Here is a 22,346-nt window from a genome sequence, read left to right as displayed (position 1 = left end):
ATGACAAGGAAGGTTCTGATCGTACTCTCGGAGTACGGTTACTGGGGTGAGGAACTCCTCGGCCCGCTGGTCGCCTTCGACCGCAACGGGTACGAGAGCGTCTTCGCCACGCCCACCGGCAAGCGTCCGCAGGCGCTGCCCCCGAGCCTGGACCCCGGTTACATCGACCCGCCGCTCGGCCGCTCGGTGACCACCCCCGAGGTGGCCGTAGCCGCCCGCGAACTGGACGAGTCGGACCGCCTCGACAACCCGCTCGACCTGTCGGCGTGGATCCCCGAGCGCCCGTACGACAGCGAGCCGAACCCGCTGCGCCTGATGGAGGCGTACTACCGGGAGCTGGCCACGCTCGACGCCGACATCGAGCAGTACGACGCGCTGGTCATCGTCGGCGGCAGCGGCCCGATCGTCGACCTGGCCAACAACGGCCGGCTGCACGAGCTGGTCCTCGCCTTCGTCCGCGCGGACAAGCCGATCCTGGCCGAGTGCTACGGCATTGCCACCCTCGCGTTCGCCCGTGACTGGGAGACCCGCACCAGCATCCTCTGGGGCAAGCACGTCACCGGCCACTGCAAGGAGTACGACTACAAGGACGGCACCGGGTTCCTCGGCGTCAACTTCAACATGGGCCCGCCGCCGTACCCGCTGGAGTACATCCTGCGCGACGCCACCGGCCCCGACGGCCGCTTCCACGGAAACGTCGGCAAGGAGACCTCGGTCATCGTCGACTACCCGTTCATCACCGCCCGTTCGACGCCTGACTCCTTCCTCTCCGGCGAGAAGCTGGTGGAGGTCCTGGAGGCGGGCCTGCGCCGCTACGGCTGGTAGCAGCCGAGCCCGTCACGACTCGACCTGGAGGTAACGCGCATGAACGCGAGGCCTGGCAAGGAAGCGATCTTCGAGCAGTTCCTGGCTGATGGGATCACCAGGATGTTCGGCAACCCGGGCACGGTGGAGCAGGGTTTCCTGGACGTCCTGGAGCAGGTCCGGGGCTTCGAGTACATGCTGGCGCTGCATGAGGGCGTGGCCGTCGGAATCGCCGACGGCTACGCCCGGGCCTCCGGGGGCCCGGCGCTCGTGCAGTTGCACACCGGCGTCGGCCTGGGCAACGGCGTCGGCATGCTCTACCAGGCCAAGCGGGGTCACTCGCCGCTGGTGGTGATCGCCGGCGACGCCGGCGTGCGCTACGACGCGATGGACTCCCAGATGGCCGTCGACCTGGTGGAGATGGCCAAGCCGGTCACCAAGTACGCGACGCGGGTGACGCACCCCTCCTCGGTGCTGCGGGTGCTGCGGCGCGCCGTGAAGGTGGCGATGACGCCTCCGCGCGGACCGGTGTTCGTCGCCCTGCCGATGGACGTGCTGGACGAGCTGACCAGCGAGCCCGCGGTGCCGTCCTCGGTGCCCACCCGGGCCGCCCTGCCCGTCGCCGCGGAACTGGAACGCGCCGCGACGCTGCTCGCCGGCGCGCGCAACCCGCTGATCCTCATGGGCGACGGCGTCTCGGTCTCCGGCGGGCAGGCGCAGCTGGCGCGGCTGGCGGAGCTGCTGGACGCACCGGTGTGGGGCCTGGACAACTCCGAAGTCAACATGGACGCCACCCACCCGCTGTACCGCGGACAGCTCGGCCACATGTTCGGTGAGGTCAGCGCCGCCGCGGTCGCGGAGGCCGACGTGGTGGCCGTGGTCGGGACCTACCTGTTCCCCGAGGTGTTCCCCTCGCTGGCCAGTCCCTTCCGCGCCGACGCGAAGATCGTCCACATCGACCTGGACGACTGGGAGGTCGCCAAGAACTTCCCCGTCGACGTCGCCCTGGTCGCCGACCCGGCGCCGACCCTCGCCGCACTCGGCGACCTGCTGGAGTCCCGGGGACTGACCCGGTCGTCCGCCGACCCGGTGCCGATTCCCGCGACCACCGCCGACAGCCCGCTGATGGAGCTGTTCGCCGCGGAGCTGCGCCGGCAGGTCGGCCCGGCGGGCGTGGTGCTGTTCGACGAGGCGCTCACCGCCTCCCCGCCCCTGGTCCGCCAGCTCCCGCCGACCCGGCCCGGCGACTACTTCCTGACCCGCGGCGGATCCCTCGGCATCGGCATCCCCGGCGCCATCGGCGCCAAGCTGGCCCGACCCGACGCCCACGTGGTGGGCTTCACCGGGGACGGCGGCAGCATGTACACCATCCAGGCGCTGTGGACGGCGGCCCGCTACGGGGTCGCGGCGAAATTCATCATCTGCAACAACCAGCGCTACCAGCTGCTGGACCTGAACATCGAGCAGTACTGGCGCGAGCGTTCCATCGCGTCGCACGACCACCCGGCCGGCTTCGACCTCAGCCGCCCGGGCATCGGCTTCGTGGAGCTCGCCCGGAGCCTGGGCGTCGAGGCGGCGCGGGTGGACAAGCCGGACCAGGTGGAGCCCGCGATCCGGCGGATGCTCGAACACCCCGGGCCGTTCCTCATCGACCTGGCCACGGACTGAAGGGCGCACCGATGAACGCCATCGCACCGGCCGCCGACGGCCGTCTGCTGGGACGTACCGTCGCGATCCTGATGGAGAGCGACTACGTCGAGCCCGAGGTGGACTACTACCAACGTCGCTTCGCCGAGGAAGGCGCCCGGGTCGAATTGCTGACCAGGCTCTGGGGCCAGGAGACCCTCACCTTCACCGGCCACGAGCACCAGCTCCCCCTCACCGTCGACGGGGACCTCGAGCTGGTCGACGACGAGCGGCTGCGCAAGTACTCCGCCCTCATCGTCCCCTCCGGCATGGTCTCCGACCGGCTCAGGTACGCCGAGAAGGCGGGCGACCTCTCGCCCGCCGTCCAGCTGCTGCAGCGGGCCTTCGACGACCCGCGCATCCTCAAGGGGGTCATCTGCCATGGCATGTGGCTGCTGTCGCCGATCCCCGAGGCGGTCCGCGGGCGGCCCGTGACCTGCCACAACAACCTCGTCCACGACGTCCGGCACATGGGGGCGGTCTACACCGACCAGGACGTCGTGGTGCACGGCGACCTGGTCACCGCCCGCAGCGCCGACCACTGCCACCTCTTCGCCCGAACCCTCATCGACCTCCTCGCGGCCAGGGGAGCCTCCCGCGACCGGCGCTGGTGGCGCTCGACCGTACCCAACCGCAAGGGGAACCAGCATGACGGGTGACTACCGACCGGACTTCCTGTTCTCCGACCTCGTCGCCGGCTACGTCAGCGAACACGACCCGGCCGGCCGCGTGGTCACGCTGCGCACGGGCGACGGGCGGACGGTGCGCGCCGAATACAGCACTGCCACCGCCGAGATGCTGCGCAACCTCGGCGAGCCGTACCAGGACGTGACCGGACGGCTGGCCGAGCTGCTCGTCCCGGGCCGGCACGTGTTCCTGTACGGGGTCTTCTACCCGAGCCGCTCCGGCTACACCGTCGAGGCCAAGCACGTCACCTTCCTCGGCGAGCAGGCCAGCCGGTACGCGTTCGAGGACGGCGGCTGGTGGCCTCACCAACTGGGGGAGCTGGCCCGCTTCTACCGGCTCGCGCAGTTCGGGCAGACCTCCGACCCCGACTTCGCCGACTACCGCACCCAGCTGCGCCTGAGCGGCAACAAGGGCGACCATCACGTCCAGGAGACCGACACGATCTCCCGGCTGGTGTACGGCATGGCCTCCGCCTACATGCTCTCCGGCGACGAGGACTACCTGCGCATCGCCGAGCGCGGCACCGACTACCTGCGCGACCACATGCGCTTCGTGGACCGGGACAGCGACGTCGTGTACTGGTACCACGGCATCGACGTGCGAGGCGGCACGGAGACCAAGATCTTCACCTCCGAGTTCGACGACGACTACCGCGCCATCCCCGCCTACGAGCAGATCTACGCGCTCGTGGGCCCGACGCAGACCTACCGCCTCACCGGCGACCCGCGCATCGCCGGCGACATCGACGCCACCCTGCGCCTGTTCCACCGGTACTTCAAGGACCACGAGCGGGGCGGCTACTACTCGCACATCGACCCCCTCGAACTCAGCCCGCACCACCCGTCGCTGGGCCGCAACCGCTCGCGCAAAAACTGGAACTCCATCGGCGACCACGCACCGGCGTACCTGCTCAACCTGTACCTCGCCACCGGTGACGCCCGGCACGCCGACATGCTCGAGGAGTGCTTCGACCTGATCATCGAGCGCTTCCCGGAGGACGGCAGCCCCTTCGTCCAGGAGCGCTTCCACGAGGACTGGTCGGCGGACCGCACCTGGGGGTGGCAGCAGGACCGGGCCGTGGTCGGTCACAACCTGAAGATCGCCTGGAACCTGATGCGGATGAACGCCATCCGCCCCAAGGCCCGCTACACCGAACTCGCCCGGCACATCGGGCAGACCATGCCCGCGGTCGGTGCCGACCTGCAGCGGCACGGCTGGTACGACGTCGTCGAGCGCACCCGGCGGCCCGGCGAGGACTTCCACCGGATGGCCTGGCACGACCGCAAGGCGTGGTGGCAGCAGGAGCAGGCGATCCTGGCGTACCAGATCCTCGCCGGCAACACCGGCGACGCCGACTTCCGTACCCAGGCGCGCGAGTCCGCCGCGTTCTACAACGCCTTCTTCCTGGACCACGAGGAGGGCGGCGTGTACTTCAACGTACTCGCCGACGGCCTGCCGTACCTGCTCGGGAGCGAGCGGATGAAGGCCAACCACGCCATGAGCCTCTACCACAAGGCCGAGCTGTGCCTGCTCGCCACGGTGTACGAGCGGCTGCTGCTCAACGACGAACCCCTGCCGCTGTGGTTCCGGCCGCTGCCGGAAGCCGACCGGACGCTGCGGGTCGCTCCCGACGCGCTGCCCCCGGGCTCGGTCCGCCTCGGCGCGGTCGAGGTGGACGGCAGCCCGTTCACGGACTTCGACCCCGACGCCCTGACCATCGAGCTGCCGCGCTCGGAGAAGCCGCTGACCGTGCGGGCCACCCTGCAGCCGGCCCGTTGATCGGAGATGTGACATGCAGGTCGAGAAGTACATGCGGGGCACCGTCACGGTGGTCGTCGTCGACGGCGACCTCGACGGGGTGACCGCCGCCGAGGCCAGTGCGACCCTGGAGGCGCTCACGCCGGACAGCGGGCAGTTGCTGCTCGACCTCGGACGCGTCGGCTACCTGTCCAGCGCGGGCCTGCGGGTGCTGCTGCTGGTCTACTACCGGGCCCGTGGCCACGGTGTTCCGCTGGCCCTAGCAACCATGCCCGAGGAGGCCCGCAGCGTCCTCGCGGCCACCGGCTTCCTGGACAGCGTCCTGGTGGCCGACAACGTCGACGACGCGATCCGGGCGCTGGCCCCGTGACCACCACTGCCGCTCCGCTCCTGGCTGCCGGCCTGCGGGTGAGCCCCGGCGTGCCGCTGCCCTACGGTGCCACCGCCACCCCCGAAGGGATCAACTTCTCGATCCCCGCCGGCGGGGCCTCCTCCATGACCCTGGTGCTGTACTGGCGCGGCGCGCCCGAGCCCTTCGCGGAGGTGGTCTTCCCCCGCGACTGCCGGGTCGGCGGCGTCTACAGCATGCTCGTCAGCGGCCTCGACCCCGAGGCCATCGAGTACGGGTACCGAGCCGACGGCCCGTTCGCGCCCGGCCGCGGGCTGCGCTTCGACGCCCGCACCGTCCTCGCCGACCCCTACGCCCGGGCCTTCGGCGGCCGGGAGACCTGGGGCGCGCCGTACTCGCTCGACCCGTACCCGTACCGGTCCCGGGTCGTCGCCGGCGAGGCCTTCGACTGGCAGGGCGACACCCCGCCCAGGACGCCGGTCGAGGACCTCGTCGTCTACGAGCTGCACGTACGCGGCTTCACCCGCCACCCCTCCTCCGGGGTGCGCCGGCCCGGGACCTTCGCCGGCCTGGCCGAGAAGATTCCCCACCTGCTCGACCTCGGCGTGAACTGCGTCGAACTGCTCCCGGTGTTCGAGTTCGACGAGTCCGACAACGCCCGCAGCAGCGAAGGCCGCCGGCTGTTCAACTACTGGGGCTACAACACCTTCGGCCACTTCGCGCCGAAGGCCAGCTACGCTGCTTCGGACGACGCCGCCACCGAGCTGAAGGACACGGTCAGGCGCCTGCACGCGGCAGGCATCGAGGTCGTCCTCGACGTGGTCTTCAACCACACCGCGGAGGGCGACGAACGCGGCCGCACCCTCTCCTTCCGGGGGCTGGACAACCCCGGCTTCTACCTGCTGGCACCGGACGGCAGCTACCTGAACTTCAGCGGCACCGGCAACACCTTCAACGCCAACAGCCCCGTCGGCCGGGCCTTCGTCCTGGACTGCCTGCGCTACTGGGTGGCCGAGTTCCACATCGACGGGTTCCGCTTCGACCTGGCTTCCGCGCTGGTCCGCGGCCAGGACGGCGCGCCGCTGGCCGACCCTCCCCTGCTGGAGGCGATCGCCGCCGACCCGGTGCTGCGCGACACCAAGCTCATCGCCGAGGCGTGGGACGCGGGCGGCCTGTACCAGGTCGGCAGCTTCCCGCACTACGGGCGCTGGTCGGAGTGGAACGGCCGTTTCCGCGACTCGGCGCGCCGCTTCCTCCAGGGAGACCACCAGGCGGCCCAGGACCTCGGCGCGCGCGTCCTCGGCTCCCTGGACCTGTACGGGCGGCGCGGGCCCCGGGCCTCCGTCAACTTCGTCACCTGCCACGACGGGTTCACCCTGCACGACCTGTACGCGTACAACGACAAGCACAACCATGCCAACGGGGAGGACAACCTCGACGGCGAGCGGGCCAACCACTCGTGGAACTGCGGGGTCGAGGGCCCCACCGACGACCCCGAGGTGCTGCGGCTGCGTTCCCGGCAGGTCCGCAACGCCCTCGTCCTGCTGCTGGCCAGCCGCGGCGTGCCGATGCTCACCGCCGGCGACGAGTTCGGCCGCAGCCAGCAGGGCAACAACAATGCCTACTGCCACGACGTGCTGTCCTGGATCGACTGGGGTCTCGCCGCGGACAACGCCGAACTGCTTCGCTTCACCCGGGCCCTGACCGCCTTCCGCCGTACCCATCCGGCGCTGCGTTCGCCCGACGCCCGGGGCCTGGCCACAACGCCCGTCGACGGCGTCCCGCTGCTGCAGTGGACCCTGCGGCTCGGCGACGACGCCGTGCACGTCGCCGCCAACGCGCACTGGGAGACCCACACCGTCCCCCTGCCGGACCTGACCGGCCACCTCGCCTGGCACGCCTTCGCCGACACCGCCGCACCGGAGCCGCTCGCCCCGGTCCGGCCGCCGGAGCCGGGCCGCGTCATGCTGCCGCCCCGCTCCGTGCAGGTCCTGTACGCCGCTCCCTTCGACCCGTCTGGAGACCCGCATGACACTTGACGTGTCGCTCACCATCAGGAACTCCACCGCCCGCCTTACCCTCGCGGGCGAGGCCGACAGCACGGCCGCGGCGCACCTGGCAACCGTGCTCGACGGCCTGTCGAGTGAGCACCTCGACCGCCTCGAACTCGACCTGTCCGACCTCGCCTACATGTCCTCGGCGGGCCTGCGCTGCCTGGTCTTCGCGCATCAGGTCCTCGGCCGCGCCGTGGAGATCGTGCTGATCAACCCCTCGGACGAGGTACGCCGGACCATCGAGCTCACCGGTTTCGACCGCAGCGTGACCGTGCGACGGGAGCTGAGCGCGTGAACCTGCGCTTCACCCTGGACGGCTCCCGCCCGGTCTCCACCGAGGTCGGCACCATGGTCTGCGCCCTGGCCACCTGCGCCGGCCTGGACGGCAAGGCCGCCTACCGGCTGAGGCTGGCCACGGACGAGATCGTCACCAACATCGTCGTCCACGGCTACCACAGCGGCGGCGGGCCGATCAGCCTGTCCTACGGCTTCGACGCGACCCGCGCCTGGGTGGAGATCGAGGACGAGGCACCGCTGTTCGACCCGCGCCAGCACGACCCCCTGCCGCGGCTGGCCGCCGGGACCGCGACCGGGCGGGTGGGGGGCTTCGGCCTGTTCCTGGCCATGCGCAGTCTCGACGACTTCCGCTACCGGTACACCGGGCGCCGCAACCACTGTGTCCTGACCGTCCTGCGGTAGTCCGATGCCCAGGAAACGAGTGGTGGTGGTCGGTGAGGACCCGGACGGAGACGGCGCTCTGGTCCAGGGCCTGGAACAGGCCGGCTACACGGTGGAGCGCGCGAGGCCCGGACAGCTGGCCCCGCTCGCCGCCCCCGACGCGGTGCTGCTCTGCGCCGACCTCGGGCTCAAGCGGATCGCCGGGCTCGGCCGGTTCTTCCCCAGCGCGGTCCTGGTGTACCCGGGGCAGAACGTGCGGGCCCTGGAGCTGTGCGCGCAGGCCGGCTTCGGCTTCGTCGCCCCGCCCTACCTCCCGGCGCTGCTGCGCAACCGGCTGACGTCCTCGCGTGAACGCGGGCAGCTGGCGGGGCTGGTGGAGGCCGCGGCCGCCGAGGCGACCCTGCGCGCCCACGAACGCGACCTGCTCCTCGCCCAGCGCCTGCAACAGGGATTCCTGCCGGAGCGGCTGCCCTCCTTCCCTGGCTGGGAGTTCGGTTTCCGCTTCAGGCCCGCCCAGCACATGTCCGGCGACTTCTACGACGGCTTCGAGCTCCTCGACGGCAGGAGGCTCGCCTTCGTGGTCGCCGACGTGTGCGACAAGGGCCTGGGGGCGGCCCTGTTCATGGCCATCATCCGTACCCTGCTGCGGCACGCCGCGGAGGACGCGAGCACGCTGGCTGTTTGCGGCGCCGGCGCGATGCCGGCCGGCGTCGCCGAGCACGTTCCGGTGCCCCCCACCCTCGGGCTGGGCGCGGGCCCGCTGCTCCAGGCCGTGGCGGCGACCAACAGCTACCTGGCCCGGCACCACCTGCGGCAGGCCTACTTCGCCACGCTCTTCTTCGGCCTGCTCGACCCGGTGCAGGGCGATGTCCTCTACGTCAACGCCGGCCACAACCCGGCCGTGCTGATCCACCCCGGCGGCCACCGGGAACTGCTGCACGGCACCGGTCCGGCGGTCGGAATGATGGTGGACAGTACGTACGCCATCGGCCATACGCGCCTTGAGCGGGACGCGGCTCTGTTCCTGTACACAGACGGCGTGGTGGATGCCCGCTCCCCCGACAACACCCCTTTCGGAATGCCCCGGCTGCTGGAGCTGCTGGGCCCCGCGGAAAGCGGCGCCGTCGTCCTGCAGACGGTCGACGAGGCGCTCGCACGGCACGTCGCGGGATCCCCCGCATTCGACGACGTGACGATGATGGTGCTGCGCCGCGACGCGTGACTTAACGACCTCTCCCCGACAGTGCGGGATTCCCTGGAAACTTCCGCCTGACGGATCGTAATGTCGCATGAGATAAGTCCGCCCCGTGCAAGCGTCCGGGAAATCGACTCCGGACGCCCCGTGAAAACAGGGAAAGGCATCCATGGAAAACAAACCGCTCAGCGGCAAGAGCGCCGTTGTCGTCGGCGGATCCCGGGGAATAGGCCGCGCGATCGTCCAGCGCCTGGCGGCCGACGGCGCGGGCGTGGTGTTCAGCTACCTCCGCAACGACGAAGCGGCCCGGGAGACGGAGCGCCTGGTGCGCTCCGGTGGCGGCACCGCCTGGTCGGTGAAGGCCGACTCCGGCGACCTCAGCGCGCTTCAGGCGCTGTTCCGGGAAGCCGACAAGCAGTTCACGGAAGCCGGCCTGCAGGGCCTGGACATCCTGGTCAACAGCGCCGCGATCCCGGTCATGACGCCCATCGGCACCACTACGGAGGCGGACTACGACCGGGTGATGGACGTGAACGCCAAGGGCCCGTTCTTCGCGATGCAGTACGCGTCCGCGCGGATGAACCAGGGCGGGCGCATCGTCAACGTCTCGTCCGTCACCACCCGTTGGCCGCGCGTCCCGGAGTCGGGCTACATCGCGAGCAAGTCGGCGCTGGAAGCCTTCACCCGGGTGGGCGCGCGAGAACTGGCCCCGCGCGAGATCACGGTCAATACGGTTTCGCCGGGACCCAGCGAGACAGAGATGCTGATCGGCTCCACCACCGAGGAGATCCGGCAGCAGGTGATCGCGGACACTCCGCTCAGCCGGCTCGGCCAGCCAGCCGAGATCGCTGCCGTGGTGGCCTTCCTGGCTGGCCCTGACGGAGCCTGGGTCACCGGCCAGAACATCCGCGCGGACGGCGGCCTCGTCTACTGACCCGCCGCTCCGTGAACGTCCCACGCCGACGCAGGGGGAACCACCATGCACCATGACGTCCTGGCACACATCGAGCACCTTCACCGGATCCGCGAAGCCCTGGCGATCGCCGGCTGCGGGCCGGTCGTCGTCACCGGTGCGCCCGGTTCCGGGCGCACCGCCCTGCTGCACCGGCTGTCGGACGAGCTCGCCCGCGACGGCCACCGGGTGATGGCGGTCGACCCGGCCACGGACCCCGCGGCCGTGAGCGCCTTCCTCGCCGGGGACGCATCGGGCCCCGGCCCAGTGCCCCCGGTGCTGGTGCTCGACGACGCGCACCGCGCCGGCCACACCCTGGTCCGCCGCCTGCGCGCCGCGCACGTGCACGAGGGCGCGGCGGTCGTGGCCAGCAGGCCCGACGACGTCCCCGAGGGGCCTTTGGACTGCCTGCGCTATCTGCCCGGCGCCGTGTGCGTGAACCTGCCTCCGCTGAGAGCCGCCGAGATCGGCCGGGTGCTGCACTACCTCGCCGACGCACCGGTCCCCGCCGGGCTGGCGCCGGCGCTGCGGGCGGCCACCGGCGGGAACGTGGCGCTGCTGGCCGAGTTCCTGCGCAGCGGGGTGGCCGTGGAGGTCTCCCCGACTCCGGGCCGGCGGGCGGGCACGCTCGGGGACGGTGCCCGCATAGGGCTGGCGTCCGCGCTGGACGCCGCCTGGCGGGCGCTCGCCCTGGAGCAGGTGGACCTGCTCAGCGGGCTCGCCCTGCAGGTGGACCCGACCGCGACCGCCGCGGCGGTGCGTGCGTTCCTCCTGCTGCTGCGCGGCGAGGCCGCGCAGGGCGTGGCCCTGCTGGACGCCGTCGGCGGCGCGGCCCTGCCCGGGGAGGCGGGCACGCCGCACTGGGTGGTCCTGGTCCGGGCCATGCTGGTCGGTCTGGGGCTGCGCGACGCCGAGGCGGGCGCGCGGCTGCTGGAGCAGGCCGCCGCGGCCCGGCCGGAGGCAGCCGCCCGGTTCCTGGCGGAACGGGCCTGGCTGCTGTCGGTGACCGGATCCATGGACGCGGCGGCGCAGGCCGTGCGCGAGGCACCCGCCTCCCCGCAGCCGCACGCGCAGGTGTTCCTCAGCGCGGCGCGCGCGGCCCTGGCCCTGGGCGAGGGCCGCCCGGCGCAGGCGCTGCCGCACATGCGGCGGGCCCTGATCGGGGCTCCCGGCCTCCGGGAGGAGCACCCGTGGATGGAGGCGCTCCTCACCGCCTACATGATCGACTGCTCGCTGCTCGCGGGCCGGCTGACGGAGGCCACCTCATTGGCCGCGGGCTTCCATGCCGCCGCCTCCGGTTGCAACTGGGACGTCGCGGTGCTGCTGGCCGCCGTCATGTCCGATCCGCTGTCCCTCGGCCGCGAGACCGCTGCGGTCCGTCCGACCGCTTCGGTGGCCGCCGAGTGAGGTGTTCTTCGCCTTGACGCCCGAAGCCAGCACATAGCCCTCGCTGACGTAGGCGTTCGGCGCGTGCAGCGGGTGGCCGGGGCCGTCGCCTCCGCGCAGGTGGTGCCAGCGTTCGTCCATGCCGACGATGGCCGCCTGCCGGGCGACGGCCGCCAGCGCTTGCTGGTAGTAGCGGCGGACCGAGGGCGGGACGGGGGCGTAGTACTCGACCAGATCGACGTGCTGCTCGAGGCGGGTGAAGCCGCTGTGCCGCAGCTGTAGGTGGACGTCCTGGCCGAGGGTCAGACGCTGGGGGCAGTCGAGCAAGGCCGCCGCGGCGCGCCGGAAGTCGGTGATGAGGTAGGGGTCGCCCGGCCGCACGGTGAGCAGGTGCGGGACGCTGTCGCGGACGGCGACGATGCCCTGGGGACGGATCACCCGCTCGACCTCCACAAGCAGGTCGGCGACCTCCTCCTCCCCCCGGGTGTCGAGAATGCCGGCGCACCAGGCGGCGTCGAACTCGTCGTCGGGAAAGGGCAGCGGTCCGCCGTCGGCGTGCACCAGGGTGACCGGGCAGGGCAGCCGGGGCCCGAGGGCCGGGCCGTGCGGGTCCGCGGGGCTGCTGCCCGGCATGACGACCACCACCGAGCCCCGTCGGCCGACGAGGTCGGCGATCCAGCGCAGGTAGCCGAACGCCTGTCGGCCCGTCACGAGGACACGCCAGCCCGGCAGCAGCCCGACGTCCCGCACTGCCGCCCAGTGGCGGGGTGCCGCCGCCAGAAAGTGCCCGGCCTCGGTCTCCCGGTCCGAGGCGTGGAGATCGAGGCCCGCACACAGGCCCGGCACGGGCTCGTCGTCAGCGCCCATGGTCCTTCCCGTGGGTGGTGCGGCTGTCGTCGGCCGGCGCCCGGCCGACGACGTCGCGGAGGAACCCGGCGGCCTCGGGGCTGACCCCGCGGTCCGCCGACCAGGCGAGGGCGATCGGCAGGGGCGGCGCGTCCAGGATGTCGAGCAGCCGCACGCCCCGCGGCGCGACGTCCGCGATCGAGGCGGGGAAGACGTGGGCGGTGCGCGCGTGGACGATCGCCCTGAACAACTCCCGCAGGGGCCGCGTGCTGCCTGGCCCCGTGCGCGCGGCACCCGGATGCCAACGCCAGGGCGAGGGCGCGGGTGCGGGCGCGACACCCTCGCGGGCCAGGTCGCTCAGTCGCACGGCGCTGTGTCCGGCGAGTGCGTGCCCGCAGCCCACGGCGAGCACCCGGCCCTCGGTGAAGAGGACCGGGGAGAGGGCCAGGCCGGGCAGGCGGGCCTCCGCGGAGGCGATGGCGAAGTCGGCCCGCCCGGCGCGCAGTAGCTCCAGCGGGTCGCCGGTGTCGTGCGGTTCGGCCAGGACCTCGGCATCGCACCGGCCGGCAGCCCGCACCAGACGGGAGGCCTGCAGCGGCGACCCCTGGTAGAGCAGGCGGACGAACGGGGCCGGGGTGGACGGCGGTGCCGGAACTCCGACGGCGGAGGGTGAGGTCATCGGGCAGCGGCGCCCTTGGTCTTCCGGGTGCCCATGCGGCGCCGGGGACGCAGCAGGTACCACTCGACGAAGCTCATGTGCAGCAGCAGGGCCGTCCACAGGCCGGTCGCGGACATGCTGGTGACGGTCAGCAGGGGCTGGTGCTCGTAGGTGTCGGGGAGCAGGCCGTTGGTCCAGCTGACGAACCACCAGGACAGGATGCGGGAGGTGACGATGGTGGTGGTCAGGGCCACGTTGCGCAGCATCCAGCGACGGTGGTCCTCGTACCGGTGCTGCAGGATCGCGCGGAAGCCGGCGACGACGGTGACGGTCCACATGACGGCGATGACCAGAAGCACGGAGCGGATGGCCTGGCCCGCCGGGGTGAGGATGGCGACGGGGAAGGCGAGCAGGCAGGAGGGGAACACGCCGAAGAGGTAGTAGACCCAGCCCAGCCGCCGGTGCAGCTGCGGACGGGCCTCGCGCAGCCACGGCCAGACCTGGCACCAGGCCAGGCAGATGGCGATGAAGCCGGTGAGCACGTGGATGGCCAGCAGCGGATAGTGCGCAGGCACATCGGGCCGGATCGGCACCCGAGACATCGCGCGGCTGAAGGTGGCGTACTTCGCCTCGCCGTAGATGCCGAAGCCTATGCAGTAGATGGCGAACAAGGCGACCCAGCTCTCGCGCAGCCAGCGCGGTGTCGTTCTGGTCGCCGGGGTGCTTACGGCCCGCGACGGGGTGGTCGCGCTGTCAGTGGCCATGGGGAGTCAGCCTTCCGGTTCGGGTCGAGTGGCGTAGGTCGGGTCCGTTCAGGTCGTGCGGGGGCGGCTGGGGACGAGCGAACGCAGGTCGACACCGGGATCGGCCAACCGGGCCGGGTCGACCACCGCGTCCCGCTCGATGAGGCGGCGGGCGGCGGCCATCTCGCGGGGCCGGTTGAGTGCGACGGCTCCGACGCAGCGGCCCTCGCTGAGCGCGAAGGTGATCACCGAGTCGTCCTGCAGCGAGCCGCGGTCGACGGTGGTGATGCCGACGGTCGGCTGTCCGGCCGCCTCCAGGCGGGTTCCGTAGCGTTCCGACCAGAACCAGGGCGCCGCCAGTTCGAGCCGCGGCAGGCCGAGGGCGCCGGCGGCGGCGTTCGCGGCCTGGGTCTGGGCCGCGTGCCAGTGGCCCACCGCGGTGGCGGCGGCCGTGGCCTTCCCACGGGCGGCGTCGCCGACGGCCAGCATCCGCCGGTGCGAGGTGCGCTGGCCGACGTCGACGACGATGCCGCGGTCGGTGTGCAGGCCGGCTGAGGCGGCGAGCGAGGTCTCGGGGTCGATGCCCACGCCGACCACGGCGAGATCGCAGCCGAGGGAAGTGCCGTCGGCCAGGCGCAGGACGGTGCGGGTGCCGACGCGGACCACCTCGTCGACGGAGGTGCGCACCACGCGCACACCGTGCTCGTGGTGTTGGGCGTGCAGGGCCGCGGCGTAGACCGGGCCGACGAGGTGCTGCAGAGGCAGCTCGGCGGGTTCCACGAGGGTCACCGCGCAGCCGAGCGCGCGGGCGGAGGCGGCCACCTCGGCGCCTATCAGCCCGCCGCCGACGACCGCTATCTCGGCACCGCGGCGCAGTTGCTCCTTGAGCAGGTGCGCGTCGTCCAGGGAGCGCAGGGTGACCAGGGAGGGGTGGTCCGCGCCGGGGACGTTCAGCGGGCGGGGGCGGCCTCCGGTGGCGAGCACGACGAGGTCGGCACGCCGGTCGCTGCCGCGAGCGAGCACGATCCGCCCCTCGGAGGGGTGGAGCGCCACCACGGACTCGCCGAGCTGCAGGTCGATGTCGTTGTCCCGGTACCACTGCTCCGGTCTGAGCCACAGCTTCTCGGCGGGGAGGTCGCTGAACAGGAAGTCCTTGCTCAGCGGCGGCCGGTCGTACGGTATGCCGTCCTCCTCGCCGAACAGGCTGAGGGTGCCCTCGTAGCCGAGGCGGCGCAGTTCGGCGCAGACGGAGACCCCCGCGAGGCCGGCACCGACAACGGCGATGCGGCGCGGGAGCGAGGGGTCTCCCGGAGTCACTCGCTGCCGCCCAGGATCAGCCAGACCCGGCCGTCGTGGACCTCGATGGGGTGGGTGCGGGCGGCGCCGGTGGCGGGCATCGCGGTGGCCTCGCCGGTGCGCAGGCAGAACCGCCCGCCGTGCATCGGGCACTCGACCTCGCCGTCCTCGACCCACCCCTCGGAGAGCGAGGCGAGGGCGTGCGGACAGGTGTCGTCGAGAGCGTGGTACTGCCCCTCGTCCCTGAACACGGCGATGGAATCGGTGCCTCCGAAGGCATCGGCGGGCAGCAAGAATGTGTCTCCGTCCTTGAGGTCTCCCTCCTCGAACAAGGGAATCCTGTGCTCGGCGGCCTGTGGCTGCATGAGTTCCTCCTATCCGGCGCTTCCTGCTGTCGGCGCCTGTCCAGGAATGCTCGCGGCTGTCCGGCCGGCCGCACAAGGCGCTCTTAACGAAGCATGTCCCGGCAATCGTGACGTGAGCCGGCCTGCGTCCCCGGGGGGAAGGACGCAGGCCGACGGTTCACCAAGCAAGGCTTGGCGCTCACGCCGGTGCGCGCGCGGAGGGTTTTTCCTACCCGCCCTCCGCCCGGTTTTCATGGGCTTCCAGCGCAGGACGAGTCAATCCGAGGCGACGTTCCGTGTCCAATATTTGCGCTGATAACTGTTCCGCATGAATGGGGGAGAATTCGGCCAGTGCACGCAGCCGCGGGGCTCGCGGGCGGTCCGGGCAGCACGTCCGCCCCTGGTCCGCGCCGCCCGGACCGGGGCGGGTGAGCAGGGCCAGCGCGGACAGCAGCCAGGCGCGGGCGTGGTCGGGACGGCCGAGCGCGGTTCTCGGGTAGCGGGTGACGGTGAAACCCCCGGCGCCGTCCCGCCCGGTGGCGCGCCGCCGGATCTTGGCCGTGCGCGGGGCGCGCAGCCAGGCCAACTCGCCGCGCCACCAGGCGGCGACGGAGCGGTCCACCTCGTAGACCAGGGCGCGCTCGGGCACGGGAGCGTCCCGGGCTCTGTCCACGCTCCGCCCGGTACGGCGGCAGACGTCACCGACGAACAGGGCCAGCCCCTGCTCACGCAGTGTCACCAGGTGGCGGAGGGTGGTGCGTCGGGAGTATCCGGTGCGGGCCCTGACCTCCCGGACGGTCGACCCGCTCCGCCCGACGGCTTGAAAAGTGCGGTGGAGATGATGCCCCAGCCTGGACCACAGTTCGGACGCCGCCTCCCTGACCCGAGTGCCCAGGCGCCGCAGCAGGGTCCGGTGGGTGTGCTGGGGGGCGTTATCACTTGTGTCAGACCCGGTGCCGAGGGCGAGCGTGCGGGCCCGCCGTTTCATGAAGTCGGACGGCCGGACCTCGTGCAGCCACCCGTCGGGGATGAGGCGGTCGCGGATGGCGACGTTGACGGTCTGCGCGCTGAACCCGGTCAACAGGGCTCCCCTGCGCACGTCGAGGTCGACAGTGAGGCTGCCGCTGACCAGGACCAGCAGTGCCAGACAGTGCAGCACCGCTTCGTCGGCTGGCCCGGTGGGCTGGGACCAGCGGGCCGGCCCGGCGTTCTCCATGCGCCCCAGCAGGGCGTTGACCGCCGCGGTCACCTCGGGGGCGGGGTCGTCGTCGCGGTCCGCGCCGCCGACGGGCAGGCGGGCGGCGCGTTCGACGGCGAGTTCCCACTGCTGGCTGAGCAGCGCCTCCGTCTCCGCGGTGCTGCGGACCGCCCGGCCGCTGGTGCCGCGTGCGCTGCGATAGCTGCGGAAGTACTCCAGAGCCGGGGACGCCTTGGTGTCGTAGAGCAGGGTCAGCACGTCGGAGAAGGTGCAGCGGGCCAGGGCGAGGGCGACCAAGGCGCGCCAGGCGTGCGCCGAGTGGTCGGCGGTGGGGTGCGGCCCGGTGCTCAGGGCCTCCCGGCCGGCCGCGGTGAGGGCACGACGCCGGCCTGCCAGCCGGGGCTTGGCGTCGCTCTCGTCGGCGACGATGCGCCGGTGCGGGACGGCCGCCGGGTCACCGCCGGTGATGCTGGGCGGCAGGGGGCGGCCGGAGACTACAGCCCGCGCCACCGCCTGCGCGGGCCGGACGGGCGGGCGGTCGCCGGCCATCCCCTCCAGATCGCCGGCCAGCCGGGTCAGCGCGCGCAGCGGCCCGCCGGCGGCGAGGGCGTCCAAGGCTTCGTCGAGGCTGTGCTCCTGCAGGACGGCGCGCCCGCCCAGCCGGTGCGCCGCGCCGGGCGGGCGCAGCGCCCCGGTGCGCAGGTTGAGCCAGGGGGTGGTGTCGAGGGTGCTCAGCGAGTGGGGCGAGTCGGGGCTGTGCTCCCTGAGGGCTCCGAAGGTGCGGATGAGGCGCTGGAACAGTGGCAGAGGGATGGGTTCTTCACAGGCCGTCCAGATGTGGTGGCCCCCGGTGGGTCCGGAGCGGACGGGAACGGCCGGCAGGCCGGCGGCGGACAGGAACTGGCTCAGCCGGTGGGCCTGGTGCTCGGCGTGTTCGCGGCCGGCGCCGGCGTCCAGGTCGAAGGCCCAGATCCGGGTGCCCTCGCGGGCGTCCTCCGGGAACAGGTGCATGGCGACGGGGCGGTCGCCGCGCAGGCCGTTCAGGTCCGCGGTGGCGGGGTAGCGGTTGGCCCAGCCCCGCTGGGCGCTGTCCCATGCGGCGGCCCGGACATAGGGTCGGGGGGAGAGGGTGGTGAGGAAGCGGCGTAGCGTGTGGTCCTGATCGCCCATGGGCCCTTCTGCGGGTGCATGACACGTCGTTTACCCGGGATCGTCCGTCGCTGCCCGGCGGGGAGGCGGGCTCAGAAGCTCGGCGCGCAGGCCATCAGCCGACCGGCGGCCTTCAGCCTGTCGAACGCGTACGCGGCCGAGGCCATGGTCATGTGGCGGTGCCATCCGGGGAACGAGCGCCCCTCGAAGTCCTTGACGCCGAAGCTCTTCTCCATCCGGTCGAGGTCGGTGGCGCTCTCCTGGCGCATGGCTGCCAGCCTCATGATCTCGTCGGGGCGGCGGTCGAGGAGGTTGGTGATCCAGAACCGGGTGGCCTGGGACTCGGTCGGCGACCACTCGGCGTAGAGGCGGAAGGTCGCGAGGGACAGGTGCGGCCGGGTGCGCAGTCCCGGCACCTGCACGAGGCACGAGCGCAGGAAGACCCGCTGGGCTTGGTCGGTGTCGTGCGGCACGGAGGTGACATGCGGCCGGCTGGTGCCTCCGCTCACCAGCTCCCGTGCGGTGGGCAGCCGGGCGCCGTCGGCCTCGGCCGCCTTGGCGGCCGGCTTGGCGTTGGCGGGGAACGCCGGCAGTACCTCGAGGGATGCCGGGACTTCCAGCACCAGGCTGGTGCCGCGCTCCTGCAGCCCGGCCAGCAGGCTGTAGGCGTCCGGGCAGTTGCACAGCCCGGCCACGACTGGCAGGGCGGGCAGGCCCCAGTCATGGACCGCCCGGTCCACCATGTCGAGGATGAGCTGCGAGTCGGGCTTGCCTGCGACATCGCCCGGAATCTTGGCGCGCGAGCGCCGCTCATCGTTGAGCGACCAGGTGTCGTCGAGGGCGAGGCTCCAGTCCACCGGCAGGGAGCCGATGTCGGTGGCGAGGAACAGGCCGATGCCGACCTGGCAGTTGAACGTCCTGCCCTGCGCGGCGACGAATCTCTTGGCGACACCGACCGAGTGGGTGCCGCGCTTGGGCACGACGGCCTGGTCCACCACCCACGCCTCGGCGTCCAGGCTCGCATGCAGCTTGCGGGCCATCGCCTCGCGGACCTGGTACCAGTCCCAGGTGCTCTGGCTGATGAACTGCTGGAGGGACTGGGTCATCCGGGAGACATCGTTGTCTCCGCACACCCGTATCATCTTCTTGATCGTCTTCTTGCCCGGGATGGTGAGCAGGCCCCGGAGGTAGACCTCCGCCCAACGCCGCTGATCGGAGCGCGGCAGGGGCATGAAGATGCAGCGGGCGAACTCCGCGGGGCCGTTGGCAAGAGTGAGCGGCGAGGCTTCGAGAGCAGTCACATCATCCCCCAATACTGACCTAAAGCACCGGTTTCATCATGCGGACCGAGTCAGGCGCCCCAAGAGTCACATAACGTTGTCTCCGAGTTTTTCGGCAGCGCCCGTACCCCGTCGACAGAACACTTGATTCTGCTTTACGGCACACTGAAGCGGCGCTTGACAAAAATGAACAAGCGACGCTGGGGAAAGGAATTCACAAATTACAGAGAAATGGTTCGCTGCACCACGGCCGATGCGACACCGCTCCGTCGCGGCCTCGCAGTCGGCATCCGCCTCGGACCCTCACCCCCCTGCCGCATCACCTGGCACCGAACAAAACTTTACCAGCATGCCCGTATTTAAATTTTCAACTATCGGCCGGAAATATTCCTGTTCGTTCGGACATATGCCAGGGGTGAATCCCAATCCTGGAAACCCTTCAGGGCGCTGACCAGGCACAACGCCCCTGAGTAAAAAGTTCTTGAACAAATCCGTCGGGCCGGACCCCTCATTCCGCCGTTACTCGCCCGGCCTCGGCCAGCACGTCGCGCCCCCGCTGCGGTGACAGGTCCAGGCGTGCCAGGACGCCGGCTGTGGCGATCGACGAGAGCACGTGGGTGAGCAGAACGGACACGCGCTGGGGCAGGTCCCGCCGCCCGCTGATCGCGTAGGACAGCAGCTGCACGCCCGAGAACGCCCCGACGAGCAGCTCTGCGACCTCCTGGGTGTCGACGTGGGCCTGCAGCTCACCTTGCGCCTTCGCGTCCTCCAGCGCTTCGCGGTTCTGCTCGATCCAGGCCCGGAACGGCAACTTGGCGTCGACGCCGACGCCTTGGTCGAGCAAGTCGAGGGAGAGGCGGATGCTGCCCTGCAGCAGCGGATCCTCCGCTATCGCACAGGCGAAGACCAGTCCGGCGTCGACCAGTTCTTGCAGCTTCAGAGACCTGGGCACCAACGGATAGGCCTCGCCTTCCACCTGGGAGGCGAGGACCGCCTCGGCCAGGGACTCCTTGGAAGGGAAGTGGAAGTAGAAGGCTCCCTTGGTGACTCCCGCGCGCGTATACACGTCATAGAGAGTCGTGCCGACATATCCACGCTCGGCGAACAGTGATCCAGCCGCATGGAGAATCAGACCCTTCGTCCGCCTTGCCCGCTCTTGTCGCGACATGCCCATTTCCTTCGCTCTTTATTCCGATTTCAACCTCTTGCCGGGCGCACCGGTAAGAGGTTTGTGTGACAAACAAGCATGCCGGTATGTTGACCCGGGGATGACCCACAGCGGATCTTCTCTTAAGTGGGGGAAAGTGAAAACTGCCCATACTCTTGGCATGTCTTCAACAATAGCGCCGGCTCTGGTCCACCAGACCGACGGGGGTGACGTCATCCCCACGGGGTGGTCCAGGGCCGGAGAACACGGCTATCGAGTAAAAGGGAACTGGAACAGCCGGCACGCGTTCTTCTCACCCCTGCAGAACAGGTACTCCCCGGTCACGATTTTCGAAACCTTTCGCCAGTCGATAATCTTGCTGGCTCACGAGGCCTACTCCGTCCCCATGGAGCACCATTTTGTCATGTGGGACGTCTATTACACGGCTGTTCCGCAAGAACTTGCCGTGCGTGAGGAAGCCGCCCGAATCGATGTCGAGGTGGAGTTCTCCGATATCCTCCAGCGCGGCACGCGTCCGGCCGGAATGCACTGCCACATCGTGATCTCCCGAGGAGGCCGCCAGCTGGCGGCCGGAGGCGGCCGCCTGAGCATCACCTCGCCCGCCGCCTACCGGCGGCTGCGCGGCGAGGCGCTCCACAGCCATGCCGCGACGGCCGACCTGCGGCCGGCCATCGCCCCCGCGCTCGTCGGCCGCAGTGACGAGTCCTACGTCGTACTCGGCGCGGCGGACACCCCGGACTCCTGGGGACTGCGGATCGACCCGCTGCACCCGCTGAACGTCAACCGCAAGCGGGACCACCACCCGGGCATCCTGCTGATGGAGGCGGTCCAGCAGGTGGCGCACCTGGTGCCGCGGCAGCCGTTCTACCCCGAGACGCTCCGCATCCAGTTCCAGCGCTACGCCGAACTAGGCGTGCCCTGCGTCATCGAGGCCAGGACCTGCGTCCAGCTCGGGACCGGCACCGAACTGCTCACCGTGCGCGGGACGCAGGACGGTCAGCTGGTCTTCACCGCCGATCTGCACAACGCGGCGGCGCTCGTGCCCGCGGACGCCCCGTGACCGGGCCCGGCGGCGACCAGCCGCGCACCGTCCTGCTCACGGGCGGCACCGGATTCATCGGATCCCATGTCCTGGCCGGACTGCTGGCGGCAGCCGACCGCGGCGCCCGGCTGCGGGTGCGGCTGCTCGCCCACACGGCGGCGCCGCCCGCACACCCGGCGATCGAGCCCTGGACGGGAGACCTAGCGGACCCGGCCACCCTCCGCGGTGTCTGCGCGGGCGTCTCCCGGGTGCTCCACCTCGGCTCCCTGATCACCGGGGACGAGGACCGGCTCCAGGCGGTCAATGCCGTCGGCACCTCGGCGCTGCTCGGGGAAGCGCGGGCCGCCGGCTCGCGCTCCTTCGTCCGGCTGAGCACCACCGCGGTCTACGGTCCCGGACCGCACCGCGGGGTCACCGAGGAGACGGCCGTCCCCGGCCCGAAATCCGCGGTCAGTTGCAGCCGCCTGGCGGGCGACGCGCAGGTGCTGGCCGCCAGCGGGACCGTGGTGCGGCCGCACTTGGTGTACGGGCGCGGCGACACCTGGGTCGTCCCAGCCGCGGTCACGGCACTGCGGCTGCTGCCGGGGCTGCCGGACGACGGCCGTGCGCGGGTGTCCCTGGTCAGCGCCGACGACCTGGCGAAGGCGCTGGTCGCGCTCGCGCTGGACGAGGCCGAACCCCCGGCCGGGGTGCTGCATGCCGCTCACCCGGAGCCGGTGTCGGTACGAGCCATGCTCTCCCGGGTCGCCGGGGAGCTGTCGCTCCCCCTGCCCGAGCAGGCGCTCACCGCCGACGAGGCGTTGCCCGGGCTGCCGGTCGGGGACGAGCGCGCACTGCGGCTGATCCGCTTCCTGACCACGGACGCCTGGTTCGACAGCCGGCTCCTCTGGCGGACGACGGGCGTCCACCCGGGGGCGGGATTCCTCGCCGGCTTCCCCGCGCACGCCCCCTGGTACCGAGAGTCGCTGCGACTTCCCGGGTCTTCGATCTTGAGCGGTGCGCGTCGTCTGGCACCCTGACTTTTCGTCACGGTCAGTGAGTGATGAGGGTCGTTGGTGCCCCCTGATGCAAGA

20 protein-coding genes and 1 pseudogene are annotated in these 22,346 nt (G+C 71.4%); 13 read left to right on the top strand and 8 right to left on the bottom strand.

Going from position 1 to position 22,346, the window contains the following annotated elements; all coding sequences use genetic code 11:
• The 11 genes and pseudogenes from AC3ET4_RS25130 to AC3ET4_RS25080 all read left to right on the top strand — a co-directional run.
• The gene (locus AC3ET4_RS25130; RefSeq protein ID WP_431953171.1) at window positions 1-825 is read left to right on the top strand and encodes a type 1 glutamine amidotransferase domain-containing protein; all 825 of its coding nucleotides are present in this window, start codon (window positions 1-3) and stop codon (window positions 823-825) included.
• 39 nt (window positions 826-864) lie between these two features.
• Window positions 865-2,472, top strand: coding sequence for a thiamine pyrophosphate-binding protein (locus AC3ET4_RS25125; protein ID WP_431953169.1), 1,608 nt, complete (start codon window positions 865-867; stop codon window positions 2,470-2,472).
• Between the two features lie 11 nt (window positions 2,473-2,483).
• On the top strand, window positions 2,484-3,149 hold the full coding sequence (locus AC3ET4_RS25120; protein WP_431953167.1) for a DJ-1/PfpI family protein: 666 nt from the start codon (window positions 2,484-2,486) through the stop codon (window positions 3,147-3,149).
• Window positions 3,139-4,956: an AGE family epimerase/isomerase gene (locus tag AC3ET4_RS25115; protein WP_431953165.1), complete on the top strand. Its 1,818-nt coding sequence runs from the start codon at window positions 3,139-3,141 to the stop codon at window positions 4,954-4,956. The genes AC3ET4_RS25120 and AC3ET4_RS25115 overlap by 11 nt, the downstream gene beginning before the upstream one ends.
• A 13-nt stretch (window positions 4,957-4,969) precedes the next feature.
• Window positions 4,970-5,305, top strand: a complete 336-nt coding sequence (locus tag AC3ET4_RS25110; RefSeq protein ID WP_431953163.1) for an STAS domain-containing protein — start codon at window positions 4,970-4,972, stop codon at window positions 5,303-5,305.
• The gene (locus AC3ET4_RS25105) at window positions 5,302-7,323 is read left to right on the top strand and encodes a glycogen debranching protein (protein ID WP_431953161.1); all 2,022 of its coding nucleotides are present in this window, start codon (window positions 5,302-5,304) and stop codon (window positions 7,321-7,323) included. The genes AC3ET4_RS25110 and AC3ET4_RS25105 overlap by 4 nt, the downstream gene beginning before the upstream one ends.
• Window positions 7,313-7,633 carry an STAS domain-containing protein gene (locus AC3ET4_RS25100; RefSeq protein ID WP_431953160.1) on the top strand — a complete coding sequence of 107 codons (321 nt, stop codon included), beginning with the start codon at window positions 7,313-7,315 and terminating at the stop codon, window positions 7,631-7,633. The genes AC3ET4_RS25105 and AC3ET4_RS25100 overlap by 11 nt, the downstream gene beginning before the upstream one ends.
• Window positions 7,630-8,037, top strand: a complete 408-nt coding sequence (locus AC3ET4_RS25095) for an ATP-binding protein (protein WP_431953158.1) — start codon at window positions 7,630-7,632, stop codon at window positions 8,035-8,037. Before AC3ET4_RS25100 ends, AC3ET4_RS25095 begins: the two co-directional genes overlap by 4 nt.
• A 4-nt stretch (window positions 8,038-8,041) precedes the next feature.
• On the top strand, window positions 8,042-9,238 hold the full coding sequence (locus tag AC3ET4_RS25090) for a PP2C family protein-serine/threonine phosphatase (protein ID WP_431953156.1): 1,197 nt from the start codon (window positions 8,042-8,044) through the stop codon (window positions 9,236-9,238).
• Between the two features lie 142 nt (window positions 9,239-9,380).
• A complete protein-coding gene (locus tag AC3ET4_RS25085) occupies window positions 9,381-10,145 on the top strand; it encodes an SDR family oxidoreductase (RefSeq protein WP_431953154.1) in 765 nt (254 codons plus the stop codon).
• A gap of 45 nt (window positions 10,146-10,190) precedes the next feature.
• Window positions 10,191-10,364: pseudogene (locus AC3ET4_RS25080) on the top strand (hypothetical protein); the annotation flags it as partial.
• A gap of 1,062 nt (window positions 10,365-11,426) precedes the next feature.
• Here the strand turns inward: AC3ET4_RS25080 and AC3ET4_RS25075 are convergent.
• From AC3ET4_RS25075 to AC3ET4_RS25040, 8 genes are all read right to left on the bottom strand, one after another.
• Window positions 11,427-12,416 (bottom strand): class I SAM-dependent methyltransferase, encoded by a 990-nt coding sequence (locus AC3ET4_RS25075; RefSeq protein ID WP_431953152.1) that lies wholly within the window; start codon window positions 12,414-12,416, stop codon window positions 11,427-11,429.
• On the bottom strand, window positions 12,406-13,074 hold the full coding sequence (locus tag AC3ET4_RS25070; protein WP_431953150.1) for a LysR substrate-binding domain-containing protein: 669 nt from the start codon (window positions 13,072-13,074) through the stop codon (window positions 12,406-12,408). Before AC3ET4_RS25070 ends, AC3ET4_RS25075 begins: the two co-directional genes overlap by 11 nt.
• Window positions 13,071-13,817, bottom strand: a complete 747-nt coding sequence (locus AC3ET4_RS25065) for a DUF2306 domain-containing protein (RefSeq protein WP_431953148.1) — start codon at window positions 13,815-13,817, stop codon at window positions 13,071-13,073. The genes AC3ET4_RS25070 and AC3ET4_RS25065 overlap by 4 nt, the downstream gene beginning before the upstream one ends.
• A gap of 48 nt (window positions 13,818-13,865) precedes the next feature.
• Window positions 13,866-15,113 (bottom strand): NAD(P)/FAD-dependent oxidoreductase, encoded by a 1,248-nt coding sequence (locus AC3ET4_RS25060; protein ID WP_431953146.1) that lies wholly within the window; start codon window positions 15,111-15,113, stop codon window positions 13,866-13,868.
• On the bottom strand, window positions 15,110-15,457 hold the full coding sequence (locus tag AC3ET4_RS25055; protein WP_431953144.1) for a non-heme iron oxygenase ferredoxin subunit: 348 nt from the start codon (window positions 15,455-15,457) through the stop codon (window positions 15,110-15,112). The genes AC3ET4_RS25060 and AC3ET4_RS25055 overlap by 4 nt, the downstream gene beginning before the upstream one ends.
• A 208-nt stretch (window positions 15,458-15,665) precedes the next feature.
• Window positions 15,666-17,804 carry a hypothetical protein gene (locus AC3ET4_RS25050; protein ID WP_431953142.1) on the bottom strand — a complete coding sequence of 713 codons (2,139 nt, stop codon included), beginning with the start codon at window positions 17,802-17,804 and terminating at the stop codon, window positions 15,666-15,668.
• Window positions 17,805-17,875: 71 nt separating this feature from the next.
• Window positions 17,876-19,084, bottom strand: a complete 1,209-nt coding sequence (locus AC3ET4_RS25045; RefSeq protein WP_431953140.1) for an IS701 family transposase — start codon at window positions 19,082-19,084, stop codon at window positions 17,876-17,878.
• Window positions 19,085-19,571: 487 nt separating this feature from the next.
• Window positions 19,572-20,231, bottom strand: coding sequence for a ScbR family autoregulator-binding transcription factor (locus AC3ET4_RS25040; RefSeq protein WP_431953138.1), 660 nt, complete (start codon window positions 20,229-20,231; stop codon window positions 19,572-19,574).
• Between AC3ET4_RS25040 and AC3ET4_RS25035 the strand changes: the two genes are divergently transcribed.
• Both AC3ET4_RS25035 and AC3ET4_RS25030 read left to right on the top strand, forming a co-directional pair.
• Entirely contained in the window at window positions 20,230-21,291 is a 1,062-nt protein-coding gene (locus AC3ET4_RS25035; protein ID WP_431953136.1) for a ScbA/BarX family gamma-butyrolactone biosynthesis protein, read from the top strand. The genes AC3ET4_RS25040 and AC3ET4_RS25035 overlap by 2 nt on opposite strands.
• Window positions 21,288-22,292, top strand: a complete 1,005-nt coding sequence (locus AC3ET4_RS25030) for an NAD-dependent epimerase/dehydratase family protein (protein ID WP_431953134.1) — start codon at window positions 21,288-21,290, stop codon at window positions 22,290-22,292. The genes AC3ET4_RS25035 and AC3ET4_RS25030 overlap by 4 nt, the downstream gene beginning before the upstream one ends.
• The last annotated feature ends 54 nt before the right edge of the window (window positions 22,293-22,346 follow it).

It is taken from the genome of Actinacidiphila sp. bgisy167 (assembly GCF_057707665.1).
Note: the sequence above shows the minus strand (reverse complement) of the source record. Positions and strands in the feature narration are given on the sequence as shown.